The organism is Nocardioides sp. HB32 (assembly GCF_054058995.1).
In genome coordinates this window covers 2,183,983-2,196,018 of sequence record NZ_JBSSBS010000001.1, presented here as the reverse complement: position 1 = coordinate 2,196,018, position 12,036 = coordinate 2,183,983, and the positions used below count along the sequence as shown (strand labels likewise).

Here is a 12,036-nt window from a genome sequence, read left to right as displayed (position 1 = left end):
GTCCGGTCGCGAGCCGGCGTGCCCGGCTGCCTACGCGGCCTTCTCCTCCAGCGCCCGGGTGAGCAGCGCGACCAGGGCCTCGAGCTGGATGTCGACCGACGAGCCGACCTCCTCGTCGGACCCGTCGAGTGCGACCGCAGCCAGGCCGGCCTTGCTGTCGATGAGCTCGGCGATCCTGGTGTCGATCGTCTGCGAGGCGATGATCCGCCAGGCGGTGACGGGCTCCTCCTGGCCGATGCGGTGCACCCGGTCGATCGCCTGGGTCTGCTCGGCGTCGGTCCAGGAGAGCTCGGCGAGCACGACGTTGGAGGCGACCTGGAGGTTCACGCCGACGCCGGCCGCGGTGAGCGAGCAGACGATGACCTGGACCTCGGGGTCGTTGACGAAGGCGTCGATGTTCCGCTGCCGGACGGTGGTGGTCTGGTCGCCGCGGATCGAGGAGTACTTCATGCCGCGGGACGCGAACGTCTCCTCGGCGGCGTCCATGACCTCGATGTGCTTGGCGAAGAACACGACCTTGCCGACGCTGCGGGCCAGCTGGGCGGCGTAGTCGGAGGCGAGCCCGGCCTTCGCCTTGCCGATCCGGCGCATCATGCTGAACACGTTCTCGCCGGTCGAAGTGTCCATGTCCTCGCGCTCCCACGTCGCGACGCGCCGGACCAGCTCGTGGTCGATGCCCTCGACGGTGCTGCCGGACTTGCGGGTGGCGAGCGCGACCTCGTAGCGCTCGACCAGCCGGCGGGCCAGCTCGCGCTCGGCCTCGCGGATCGAGCGGCCGGCCTCGTCGTCCAGCTCGACCGGCAGGTCCGCGATCCGGCGGGCCGGGATGTCGGCGGCGACGTCGATCTTGCGGCGGCGCACGATGCCCATGTCGACGACGGCGCGGCGCGCGTTGGGGTAGAAGCCCGGGTCCGCCGGCGTGAGCCCGGTGTCCTCGAGGGCGTCCATGAGGGCGCCGAGAGGCTTCTTCTCGTCGATCCAGCCGAGGAACTCCCAGATCGCCTGGAAGTCCTCGATGTCGTTGATCAGCGGCGTCCCGGTCAGCGCCATCAGCAGCGGCCGGCCGTACCGCGACCGGATCCGATCGGAGAGGTGCAGCACGTGCTGCGAGCGCTGCGAGGACTTGTTCTTGATGAAGTGGGCCTCGTCCACGACCATGCCGCGCATGCCGTGGGTGCCGAGCCAGCCGACGTGGCGGTCGAGGATCTCGTAGTTGACCACGAAGATGTCGGCGTACCCGTCGACGTCGGCGCCGTCGCCGTGGATGACCGTCACGGTCCTCTCCGGCGTCCAGAGACCGACCTCGCGGGCCCAGTTCATCTTGACGACGTTCGGGACGACGACCAGGAGCGGGTAGGAGTCCGTGGCCTGCGCGGCGAGCAGCGCCTGTGCCGTCTTCCCGAGGCCGGGCTCGTCGGCGAGGAGGAAGGTGCGGTGGCCGTCCGCGGCCGCCGCCACCAGCTGTGCCTGGTGTCGCATCAGCTCGCGACCGTCGGGCACCCGGACGTTCGCCGGCTCCGGCAGGGGCATGCAGGAGACGCCGTTGCTGGCGTACTCGAAGGAGCGGAACAGCGGGCCGAGCAGCTCCCAGCCGGCCAGCCGGCGGGCCTGGCCGCTGCTCTGCACGGCGGAGAAGTCAGGCACGAGGAACGGGTTGGCCAGCTGCCGGGAGATGACCGACTGCGGGACGACCCGGCGGCTCGTGACCGCCGGCGTCTCGTTCGGACCGGGCTCGATGGCCTCCTCCTCGGGCACCTCGAGCCCGGCCTGCTGGAGCATCCGGCGGCGCAGGTCGCGGGCGTCGCCGGACACCTCGCTGTCCTCGGCCAGGAGCGCGAGCAGCGAGGGGTGCACCGCTGCGGTCTTGGCGAGGATCGTCGCGATCCCGTCGAGCCGCTTCAGCTGGTCGGCGCGATGCGCCTCGGTGGCCTCGGTGTCCCCCTTCAGGCTGGCCCGCTCCTCACGGACGAGCAGGGCGACGACCTGGAACTTGGTGCGCGTCGAGCCGTTGACGGCGCCGCGCTGGACCGCGGTCTCCACCTCGCGCACGGCGCGGGCGAGCACCGGGATGATGCCCTCGTTGTCGAGAGCACGACCCCGGCGCTGGTTGCGCGCCGGTGTACGACGGTTCGCCGACTGGCGTTGGCCCTGTCGAGCCAAGGACCCCTCCTCCGGAGTGCCCGGGAAAACAGGAACTGCCCTCGAAGGGTCGGCCCGGGCAAGCCACCCTCGAGCGATCGAACGGGACGACCGGTCAGACGGTCGGTCCTGGTGTGTCACACCGCACCGGCGTTCACATCGTGAACGTCGGCGCGCCGCCATGCTACCAGCAGGGCGGCCGTCGGTGAGCATCCTTACGGTGTCGGCATGACCGACTCCTCGCCTGCATCCTCCCCCACGTCCCCTCCCACCGCCCATCCGATCGTGCTGGTGCCCGGCTGGTGGCTCGGCGCCTGGGCCTGGGACACGGTGGCCGACGCCCTCCGTCAGGAGGGCCTCGACGTGACCGCGCTGACCCTGCCGGGTCTGGAGCCCGACCACCCCGACCGCGGGGCGGTGTCACTCTCCGACCAGGCCGACGCCATCGTCGCCGCGATCGAGGCCCACGACCGGCCGGTGGTGCTCGCCGTGCACAGCGGCGCCAGCCAACCGGGCTACGTCGCCACCGACCGCGTGCCCGACCGGATCGCGACGATGGTCTACGTCGACACCGCGCCGGGGACGGGTCCCATCAAGGACGACGCGACCGGGCCGGAGTTCCCGCTCCCGGCGACCTGGGAGGAGCTGGGCGAGAACCTCGACGGCATCCCCGAGGAGCGGCTCGCGGAGTTCCGCGCCCGCGCGGTCCCGGAGCCCGTGGGACCCATGCGCGACGCGCCCGAGCTCTCCGACGACGCCCGCCTGGACGTGTCGTCCCTGGTCATCGCCACGGCGTTCCCGGCGTCGGAGTACCAGGAGGCGGCGGCCGCGGGGGCGCCGTGGCTCGCGGGGCTCACCGAGCTACGCGACGTTCGGTACACCGACCTGCCGACCTCCCACTGGCCGATGTGGTCGCGTCCGGCGGAGCTCGCGCGACTGATCGCGGACGTGGCGCAGGACACAGCGCGTTCCCACACGACGGGTTAGTTGCTCCCGGCAAGCATATGTAAGATGCACGCGTGGCTACCTCCCCCCGCTCCGCGACCGGCGCCGTCACCGGGAATCCGCTCCTCGCGGTCGTCGTCCTCTGCTTCGGCGGGCTGTGCGCCGCGCTGACCCAGACCCTCGTCATCCCGATCCAGAGCGAGCTGCCGACGCTGCTCGGCACCTCGGCCGCCAACGCCGCCTGGGTCGTCACGGTGACGCTGCTGGCCGGCGCCGTCGCGATGCCGGTGGCGGGCCGGCTGGCCGACCTGTTCGGCAAGCAGCGCGTCCTGGTGGTCAGCTCGCTGATCCTGCTGGCCGGCTCGCTGGTCTGTGCGCTGTCCAGCTCCCTGGTGCCGGTGCTCGCCGGCCGCGCGCTGCAGGGCCTGGCGATGGGCTTCATCCCGGTCGGCATCTCGCTGATGCGCGAGATCACGCCGCCGAGCCTCACCTCGACGGGCATCGCCGCGATGAGCGCGACCCTGGGCGTCGGCGGTGCGATCGGTCTCCCGCTCTCGGCGTGGATCGTCGAGGCCGGCGACTGGCACGCGCTGTTCTGGGTGGCCACCGGGCTCTCGGCGGTCGTGGCGCTGCTGACCTGGTTCGCGGTGCCGCACGTGCACGACGCACAGCCCGGCCGGCTCGACGTGGTCGGCGGCATCGGCCTGGCCGTCGGCCTGGTCGCGGTGCTCGTCGGCATCTCGAAGGCGACCACCTGGGGCTGGGGCGACGCCCGGACCCTGGGCACGATCGCGTTCGGAGTGGTGGTGCTCCTCGCCTGGGGCGCCTTCGAGCTGCGGCAGGCCGACCCCCTCGTCGACCTGCGCACCTCTGGCCAGCGGCCGGTGCTGATGACCAACGTCACCGCGATCGCGATCGGCTTCGGGATGATGGCCCAGTCGATCGTCGTGCCCCAGCTCCTCCAGCTGCCCGAGGCGACCGGCTACGGCCTCGGCCAGTCGATCCTGCACGCCGGCCTCTGGCTCGCTCCCGGCGGCCTGATGATGCTCGTCTTCGCACCGGTGTCGAGCCGGCTCATCGGCAGCGTCGGAGCCCGGATCACGCTGATGATCGGTGCGGCCGTCCTCGGCGGCGGCTACCTGGTCGCGCTGTTCCTGATGGACGCACCGTGGCAGCTGCTGGTGGCGTCCTGCGTCGCCTGCGCGGGCGTCGGCATCGGGTACGCCGCGATGCCCACGCTGATCCTGGACGCGGTGCCGATGCGCGAGGCGGCCTCCGCGGTCGGCCTGAACGCCTTGATGCGCTCCGTCGGCACGACCCTGGCGGCCGCGGTGATGGGCACCCTGCTCACCAGCCGCACCCGGTCCGTCGGCGGTCTCGAGATCCCGACCCTGGGTGCCTTCCAGCTCTGCTTCGTCGCCGGCGCGGTCGCGGCCTTCCTCGGCGTCGCCATCACGGCGGCCATCCCGCGTCGTCAGGTCGTCGAGCCGGAGCCCGAGCTGTCGGAGGCGCGCACCGCGGCGTGAGCCCGGTCCAGGGCCTCGTTCAGCTCGTGCAGCGAGGCGACCAGGTCGGCGCCCCGGTCCGGGCCGAGCTCGGCGACCGCGCGGCTCCACACCTCGCCGCGGAGCCGGCCGTCGTGGAGGTACGCCTCCCGCCCCGCACCGGTCGCGCGCACGAGTCGCGGCGAGCCGCCGTACCGCTCGACGAGGCCGTGGGTCACCGCCGCGCTGACCTGCCGGCTGATCGTCGACTGCTCGAGCTGCAGCTCGTCGGCGAGCTCACGCAGCGACCGCGGCCCCTCCTCGACCAGCACCAGCAGGATGCGGAACGCCGAGTCCTCGAGCACCGAACCGGGGTACGACGTCGCCCGCCTCCGGGTGAGCCGCATGACCTCGGCGCCGAGCGCGCGCATCCGGGCCTCGTCCACGCGGCGGACTCTACTGTCCGGCGGGCAGGAACACGGTCGCGGTCATCCGGTCCGGGTCGTGCCGGCAGGGCAGGTCGACGTGCATCCCGAAGCGCCGGTGCTCGCCGCGGCAGCACAGCCGCAGCTGCCCGCCCGCGGACTCCACCAGAGACCGGACGATGGCCAGGCCGAGACCGGAGCCCGGCCGCGAGCGTGCGTCGTCCGCACGGGCGAACCGGTCGGTGGCCCGGTCCAGCATCGCGGCGTCCATGCCCGGGCCGCCGTCCTCGACGGTGAGGAGGTGCCACTCGCCGGCTCGGACCAGGTCGACCCGGACCGGTGGCCCGCCGTGCAGGTGCGCGTTCGCGACCAGGTTCGCGGTGATCCGGTCCAGGGGGTCCTCGGTCACCTCGGGGCGCAGCTCGAGGAGCTGCTCGGCGAGCCGGGCCAGCCGCTCCACGTCCACGAGCAGCTCACCGAGGATCTCCTCGTGCTCCTCGACGGTGCGGGTCCGGCGCTGCGCGGCGGCCTGCACCCGGCTCTTGAGCACCGTCAGTGGTGTGCGCAGCTCGTGGCTCGCGTCGTCGACGAAGTGCCGCTCGGCGTCCATGGCCCGCTCCAGCGCGGTGAGCATGTCGTTGAGGGTGTTGCCGAGCCGGACCACCTCGTCGTCCCCCGAGTCCGGCACGTCGAGGCGGACACCGGTGGCGCCCGCCGAGATCTCCTCCGCCTGGCGCCGGTAGGCCTCGACGGGTCGCAACGCGGAACGGGCGAGCACGTAGCCGACCGCTGAGGTGACCACCAGCGCACCGACGACAGCGATGCCGAGCTGGAGCACCAGCTCACGCAGGGCCTCGTCGCGGTGGTCGCGCCGCACCCCGACCACGAGGTACGCCGGCGCGCCGTCGACCCGCGTCGGCGTGACCAGTACCCGGAGCGGCCGGTCGGAGATCGGCAGCAGCCGCCCGATGTCGAACGTCTCCGCGTGGTCCAGCCCGTCCGGATCGATGATCGGCTGCGCTCCGGCCGAGGCGCTGTGGGCGAGGACCTCGCCGTCGTCGTCGAGCAGCTGGTAGACCGCCCCGGTGGCGGTGACCGCGCCGTCGTCCTCGATCGCGCCGTCCGGCGCGACCTCCTGCTGGAGTGCCGTCGTGGCCCGGTCCAGGTCACCGTCGAGGCCCCGGTCGAGTGCGTACTCGACCCGCCAGTACACGAACACCGCCGTGGCGATGAGCACGACCAGCATCGCCGCGGAGAAGCCCGCGACCAGGCGCACCCGGATCGGCCAGCGGGTCACGTGCGGTCGACCCGATAGCCGGCGCCTCGCAAGGTGGTGATCGTGGAGGTACCGAACGGCCTGTCGATCTTCGCGCGGATCGAGGCGAGGTAGACGTCGATGACGTTGCTGCGCAGGTCGGTCTCCCCGTCCCACACCTCGTCGAGGATCGTGAACCGGGACACCGCCTCGCCGGCGCGGGAGACGAGCAGCTCGAGGATGTCGAACTCGCGGGCGGTCAGCTCGATCTCGGTGCCGCCGCGGGTGACCCGGCGCGCGGCGGCGTCGACGACGAGGCTCCCGACCGTGATCGGACCGGACCCGGACGCCCTCCGCCGGGTCAGCGCCCGCAGCCGGGCCAGCAGCTCGTCGACGTCGAACGGCTTGGGCAGGTAGTCGTCCGCGCCCGCGTCGAGGCCTTCGATCCGCGCCGCGACCTGGCCGCGCGCGGTGAGCATCAGCACCGGGACCTCGACGCCGGCGGCCCGCAGTCGACGGCACACCGAGACACCGTCGAGACCGGGCAGCATCACGTCCAGCAGCACGACGTCGTACCCGCCCCCGAGAGCCGCGCCGAACCCGGTACGTCCGTCGGATGCCTCGTCGACCTCCCAACCCGCCTCGGCGAGCGTGGCCGACAGGAGTGCCCGCAGCCGGTCGTCGTCCTCGACGATCAGGGTGCGCATCACCCGAATGTAACGGGCAGCACCACCGCCGAGCTCGGCCGCCCGACGCCATGGGCCTTGTGCACGGGGAGCGAGACGTCCTTCGCGCCGTGCGGGACGGGGGTCGGGAACGACAGTGCGCCGGTCGCCTCCTCCACCAGGTCGAAGGGGACGCTGCCGAGGGTCTTCCCGCCGGCCGTCGCCACGACGGTGCCGGCGCAGCCCTCCGCTCCGGTCCCCGAATCCCAGGCCCACCCCCACGGTCCCGTCCCGCTTCGGCGTCAGCGTCGTGCTGGTGACCGACAGCAGGGAGAAGGGACGATGAAGCTACCTGAACGACCTCAGCCGCAGGCTGTTGGCGACCACGAACACCGAGGAGAACGCCATCGCGGCGCCCGCGATCATCGGGTTGAGCAGGCCTGCCGCGGCCAGCGGCAGCGCGGCGACGTTGTACCCGAACGCCCAGACCAGGTTGCCCTGGATGGTCCGCAGGGTGCGTCGGGACAGCCGGATCGCGGCCGCCGCGACCCGCAGGTCACCGCGCACGAGCGTCAGGTCGCTGGCCTCGATCGCCACGTCGGTGCCCGTGCCCATGGCGATCCCGAGGTCGGCCTGCGCGAGCGCGGCCGCGTCGTTCACCCCGTCACCGACCATGGCGACCGCGCGGCCCTCGGCCTGCAGCCGTTTCACGACCGCGACCTTGTCGGCAGGCAGCACGTCGGCGACCACCTCGTCGATGCCGACCTCGTCGGCCACGGCGCGCGCCACGGTGGCGTGGTCGCCGGTCAGCAGGATCGGACGCAGCCCGAGGTCCCGGAGCATCCGGACCGCCTCGGCGGAGGTGGGCTTGACCGAGTCGGCGACACGCAACCAGCCGCGGACGACGCCGTCCCACTCCACCTGCACACCATCGGGCGAGCGTCCGACGCCCACGGCGTGCCCGTCGACCGTGCCCTCGACCCCGTGGCCGGCGGTGGCGTGGAATCCGGTGACGGCCGGCAGGTCGCCGTACCGCTCGCGCGCCGCGGCCGCGACCGCGCGGCCGATCGGGTGCTCGGACGCGTCCTCGACGGCGCCCGCCAGTCGCAGCACCGTGTCCTGGTCCTCGCCCTCGGCGACGACCACGTCGACCAGCGACATCCGGCCGGTGGTGACCGTGCCGGTCTTGTCGAGCACGATCGTGTCCACCCGGCGGGTCTGCTCGAGCACCTCGGGACCCTTGATCAGGATGCCGAGCTGCGCACCCCGCCCGGTGCCGACCATGAGCGCCGTCGGCGTGGCCAGGCCGAGGGCGCACGGGCAGGCGATGATCAGCACCGCGACGGCGGCGGTGAAGGCCGCCGACGGACCGGCGCCGGTGCCGAGCCAGAAGCCGAGCGTGCCGACGGCCAGCGCGATCACGATCGGCACGAAGACGCCGGAGATCCGGTCGGCCAGGCGCTGTGCGGAGGCCTTGCCGTTCTGGGCCTCCTCGACCAGCCGCGCCATCTGGGCGAGCTGGGTCTCGGCCCCCACCCGGGTGGCGCGGACGACCAGGCGGCCGCCGGCGTTCACGGTCGCGCCGGCCACGGTGTCGCCCGGGCCGACCTCGACCGGCACCGACTCGCCGGTCAGCATCGAGGCGTCGACCGCCGACGACCCGTCCTCGACGACCCCGTCGGTCGCGACCTTCTCACCGGGCCGGACGACGAACAGGTCGCCGACCGCGAGCTGGTCGACGGGCATCCGGCGCTCGACGCCGTCGCTCAGCACGGCCACGTCGCGAGCCCCGAGGTCCAGCAGCGCGCGCAGGGCGGCGCCGGCCCTGCGCTTCGATCGGGCCTCGAAGAAGCGGCCGGCCAGGATGAACGTCGTGACGCCCGCCGCGGCCTCGAGGTAGATGTTGCCGGCGCCGCTGGTCCGCTCGATGGTCAGCTCGAACGCATGCGTCATCCCGGGCTGCCCGGCATCCCCGAGGAACAGGGCGTAGAGCGACCAGCCGAAGGCCGCGAGCACGCCCATCGACACCAGCGTGTCCATCGTCGAGGTGGCGTGCCGGAAGTTGGTCCAGGCTGCCCGGTGGAAGGGGTACGCGCCCCAGACCACGACCGGTGCGGCCAGCGTCAGCGAGGCCCACTGCCAGTACGTGAACTGCCACGCGGGGACCATCGCCAGGACGACGACCGGCACCGACAGCACGGCGGAGACCAGCAGCCGCTGGCGCAGTGAGCGGACCTCGGGGTCCTCGCCCTCCGCCGCCTCCGGAGGGCCGGTCGCGGGCAGCCGTGCGCCGTACCCGGCGGCCTCGACCGCGGCGATCAGGTCGTCGGTGCTGACCGGCCCCTCGAACCTGACCTTCGCCTTCTCGGTCGCGTAGTTGACAGTCGCGCTGACTCCCTCGACCCTGTTGAGCTTGCGCTCGATCCGGTTCGCGCACGACGCGCACGTCATGCCCGTGAGCAGCAGCTCGGTCTCGCCGCTCATGACGCCGCCAGGAGGAACTGCGCCGTCCGCACCACGCCGCCGACCTTGAAGTCGAGGTACAGGTAGTAGCGCCCGGGACTGGGGACCTCCGCGCCGAACTCCAGGCCGTCGGCCCCGGGGTGGACGTGGAGGTAGGCGAGGTCGCCCTCGCGCAGCGCCACCAGGTGGCCCGCGGCACCGAGGTAGGGCTGCAGGTCCGTGACCGGCCGCCCGTCCTGCGAGACCGCCATCGTGAGCATCGAGTGCTCGCCTGCGACGAGGTCACCGTCGACGGTCACGGTGTAGCCGTCCACGGTGTCGGTGCGCGTGACCGGGAGCGCGGGCGGCGCGTCGACGTTGCCCGGCACCAGCAGGTCACTGCCGAGGGTCAGGTCCTCCCCGCCGCTCGGCACGAAGTCCGCGAGCACCCGCCAGCCGCCCGGTGTCAGGCGCGCGTCGGTCGTCCACTCGCCCGTCTCCTCGTCGAGGACGGGGTGGAGGTGCTGGTAGCCCTCGAAGTCACGGCGCACGAGGATGAGGTGCAGCTGCTTCTCGTGCTCGACGTCGTACGCCGTGACCGGCAGTCCGTCGGGGCCGAGGACGGAGAACGTGAGCCGGCGCGTGCCGGGCGCCAGCACCTCCTCGGCGAGGACCAGTCGATAGCCGTCCTGCGCGACCGCGAGCCCGCCGGGCAGGTGCTCCCCGGACCCGTGGCTCCCGTCCGCACCGTGGACCATCGGCTCCGGCTCGTCGACGACGGGTCCGACGGCGGCGCCCGCCGCCCAGGCGACACCCAGCACGACGGCCAGGCCGGCGGCGAAGCCCGAGACCTTCAGCGCGGCATTCATGCCAGCTGGTAACCGGCCTCGTCGACAGCAGCGCGCACGGCGCCGTCGTCGATCGGCCGGCTGCTCGTGATCGCCAGCGCCCCGCTGGCCAGGTCCACGCTCACGTCGGTGACGCCGGGGATCTCGCGCACCTCCTCGGTGACGGACGCGACGCAGTGGGCGCAGGTCATGCCGGTGACGGTGTAGGAAGCGGTGTGGAGGTCGGACATGGTTCGTACCATACCCCCCTAGGGTATCTAGGCCAAGGCCTCGGCGACCGCCACCACCAAGCCGCCGAGCAGGAACGCGACGATCACCGCGACCAGCGAGCCGGTCGGGATCGACGGTACCCACGGCCGCGCCGGTGGCCCACCGTGGTCGTAGTGGTGCTCGTGGGTCAGCGCGTGCCCCTTCCCCCGCCGCAGCAGGGCTCTGTTGACCGGGTACGCCGCGGCGAACGCGACGACCAGCGAGATCATCAGGCTCACCCAGAACACGACGTTGACGAGCCCGGCGTCGATCGCGCCCGGGATGACCAGCATCACGAGGTTGTCGACCACCTCCATCGTGAGGATCGAGAGCGTGTCGGCGGCGAGCACCAGCCGGAGCGCACCGCCGACCGGCATCCCGCTGCGCAGCAACGGCAGCGTCGACAGCGAGTAGCCGAAGCAGAAGGCCAGCACGATCGAGATCGCCACGGTGGCGCCGTTCGCCAGCCCGGCGGCGGTGCCGACGAGCATGCCGACGATCTCTCCGATGGCGCAGCCGGTCAGGCAGTGCAGCGTCGCGCTGACCGCCATCCGGTCGAGCGTCACCGCCACCCGAGCTCCGGGGCGAGGTGGCGCAGCACGCTGTCGAGCACATGGACGTTGTAGTCGACGCCGAGCTGGTTGGGGATCGTCAGCAGCAGCGTGTCCGCGGCGGCGACCGCCTCGTCCTCCGCGAGGTCCTTGACCAGCTGGTCTGGCTCGCCGGCGTACGTCTTGCCGAAGCGCGCGATGCCGCCGTCGATGTGGCCGACCTGGTCCTGGCTGCGCGACTCGCCGCCGAAGTAGGCACGGTCCGTGTCGCTGACGACCGGGAAGATGCTGCGGCTGACCGACACCCGCGGCTCACGCTCGTGTCCGGCGGCCTGCCACGCGTCGCGGAAGCGCTGGATCTGCTCGGCCTGGAGCTGGTGGAACGGGACGCCGGTGTCCTCGGTGAGCAAGGTCGAGCTCATCAGGTTCAGGCCCTGCTCGGCCGTCCACTCCGCCGTGGCGCGGGTGCCGGCACCCCACCAGATCCGGTCGCGGAGGCCCTCGGAGTACGGCTCGATCGGGAGCAGGCCGGGCGGGTTGGGGAACATCGGCCGCGGGTTGGGCTGGGCGAAGCCCTTGCCCTGGATCACCTCGAGGAAGACCCGCGCGTGCTCGCGTGCCATCTGGCCGTGGTCCTCACCCTCGGCCGGCTCGTAGCCGAAGTAGCGGAACCCGTCGACCACCTGCTCCGGTGAGCCGCGGCTGATGCCGAGCTGGAGTCGGCCGCCCGCGATCAGGTCGGCCGCACCGGCGTCCTCGGCCATGTAGAGCGGGTTCTCGTAGCGCATGTCGATCACGCCCGTGCCGATCTCGATCCGGCTGGTGCGGGCGCCGACCGCCGCGAGCAGCGGGAACGGCGAGGCGAGCTGCCGGGCGAAGTGGTGGACGCGGTAGTACGCGCCGTCGACGCCGATCTCCTCGGCCGCGACGGCGAGGTCGATCGACTGGAGCAGCGCATCGGACGCGGTCCGGGTCTGCGACTGCGGCGAGGGCGTCCAGTGCCCGAACGAGAGGAACCCGATCTTCTTCATGT

General features: G+C 72.7%; 12 protein-coding genes. 2 read left to right on the top strand and 10 right to left on the bottom strand.

What is annotated here, in order from left to right:
- Positions 1–30 precede the first annotated feature (30 nt).
- A complete protein-coding gene (locus ACVW2K_RS11165; RefSeq protein WP_457202563.1) occupies positions 31–2,160 on the bottom strand; it encodes a DEAD/DEAH box helicase in 2,130 nt (709 codons plus the stop codon).
- A 207-nt stretch (positions 2,161–2,367) separates the two neighbouring features.
- Here ACVW2K_RS11165 and ACVW2K_RS11160 point away from each other — a divergent pair, with 207 nt between their 5' ends.
- Positions 2,368–3,126 carry an alpha/beta fold hydrolase gene (locus ACVW2K_RS11160; RefSeq protein ID WP_457202562.1) on the top strand — a complete coding sequence of 253 codons (759 nt, stop codon included), beginning with the start codon at positions 2,368–2,370 and terminating at the stop codon, positions 3,124–3,126.
- 32 nt (positions 3,127–3,158) lie between these two features.
- Entirely contained in the window at positions 3,159–4,610 is a 1,452-nt protein-coding gene (locus ACVW2K_RS11155; RefSeq protein WP_457202561.1) for an MFS transporter, read from the top strand.
- Here ACVW2K_RS11155 and ACVW2K_RS11150 read toward each other — a convergent pair.
- The 9 genes from ACVW2K_RS11150 to ACVW2K_RS11110 all read right to left on the bottom strand — a co-directional run bounded on the left by ACVW2K_RS11150 (position 4,559) and on the right by ACVW2K_RS11110 (position 12,034).
- The gene (locus ACVW2K_RS11150) at positions 4,559–5,014 is read right to left on the bottom strand and encodes a MarR family winged helix-turn-helix transcriptional regulator (protein WP_457202560.1); all 456 of its coding nucleotides are present in this window, start codon (positions 5,012–5,014) and stop codon (positions 4,559–4,561) included. The two genes, ACVW2K_RS11155 and ACVW2K_RS11150, sit on opposite strands and share 52 nt — an antisense overlap.
- Before the next feature lie 10 nt (positions 5,015–5,024).
- Positions 5,025–6,290 (bottom strand): ATP-binding protein, encoded by a 1,266-nt coding sequence (locus ACVW2K_RS11145; protein ID WP_457202559.1) that lies wholly within the window; start codon positions 6,288–6,290, stop codon positions 5,025–5,027.
- Positions 6,287–6,955, bottom strand: a complete 669-nt coding sequence (locus tag ACVW2K_RS11140; RefSeq protein ID WP_457202558.1) for a response regulator transcription factor — start codon at positions 6,953–6,955, stop codon at positions 6,287–6,289. The genes ACVW2K_RS11145 and ACVW2K_RS11140 overlap by 4 nt, the downstream gene beginning before the upstream one ends.
- Entirely contained in the window at positions 6,955–7,140 is a 186-nt protein-coding gene (locus ACVW2K_RS11135) for a hypothetical protein (RefSeq protein ID WP_457202557.1), read from the bottom strand. The genes ACVW2K_RS11140 and ACVW2K_RS11135 overlap by 1 nt, the downstream gene beginning before the upstream one ends.
- A gap of 121 nt (positions 7,141–7,261) precedes the next feature.
- On the bottom strand, positions 7,262–9,397 hold the full coding sequence (locus ACVW2K_RS11130) for a heavy metal translocating P-type ATPase (RefSeq protein ID WP_457202556.1): 2,136 nt from the start codon (positions 9,395–9,397) through the stop codon (positions 7,262–7,264).
- A complete protein-coding gene (locus tag ACVW2K_RS11125) occupies positions 9,394–10,224 on the bottom strand; it encodes a hypothetical protein (protein ID WP_457202555.1) in 831 nt (276 codons plus the stop codon). Before ACVW2K_RS11125 ends, ACVW2K_RS11130 begins: the two co-directional genes overlap by 4 nt.
- Positions 10,221–10,433, bottom strand: a complete 213-nt coding sequence (locus tag ACVW2K_RS11120; RefSeq protein WP_028637028.1) for a heavy-metal-associated domain-containing protein — start codon at positions 10,431–10,433, stop codon at positions 10,221–10,223. The genes ACVW2K_RS11125 and ACVW2K_RS11120 overlap by 4 nt, the downstream gene beginning before the upstream one ends.
- Positions 10,434–10,460: 27 nt before the next feature.
- Entirely contained in the window at positions 10,461–11,024 is a 564-nt protein-coding gene (locus ACVW2K_RS11115; RefSeq protein WP_457202554.1) for a DUF4396 domain-containing protein, read from the bottom strand.
- Positions 11,015–12,034, bottom strand: coding sequence for an LLM class flavin-dependent oxidoreductase (locus ACVW2K_RS11110; protein WP_457202553.1), 1,020 nt, complete (start codon positions 12,032–12,034; stop codon positions 11,015–11,017). The genes ACVW2K_RS11115 and ACVW2K_RS11110 overlap by 10 nt, the downstream gene beginning before the upstream one ends.
- Positions 12,035–12,036 lie beyond the last annotated feature (2 nt).

Excerpts from the sequence above, each read along its gene's own strand:
- ACVW2K_RS11160 (WP_457202562.1), top strand. The coding sequence starts at position 2,368 with ATGACCGACTCCTCGCCTGCATCCTCCCCCACGTCCCCTCCCACCGCC.
- ACVW2K_RS11140 (WP_457202558.1), bottom strand. The coding sequence starts at position 6,955 with ATGCGCACCCTGATCGTCGAGGACGACGACCGGCTGCGGGCACTCCTG.
- ACVW2K_RS11130 (WP_457202556.1), bottom strand. The coding sequence starts at position 9,397 with ATGAGCGGCGAGACCGAGCTGCTGCTCACGGGCATGACGTGCGCGTCG.
- ACVW2K_RS11125 (WP_457202555.1), bottom strand. The coding sequence starts at position 10,224 with ATGAATGCCGCGCTGAAGGTCTCGGGCTTCGCCGCCGGCCTGGCCGTC.
- ACVW2K_RS11120 (WP_028637028.1), bottom strand. The coding sequence starts at position 10,433 with ATGTCCGACCTCCACACCGCTTCCTACACCGTCACCGGCATGACCTGC.
- ACVW2K_RS11110 (WP_457202553.1), bottom strand. The coding sequence starts at position 12,034 with ATGAAGAAGATCGGGTTCCTCTCGTTCGGGCACTGGACGCCCTCGCCG.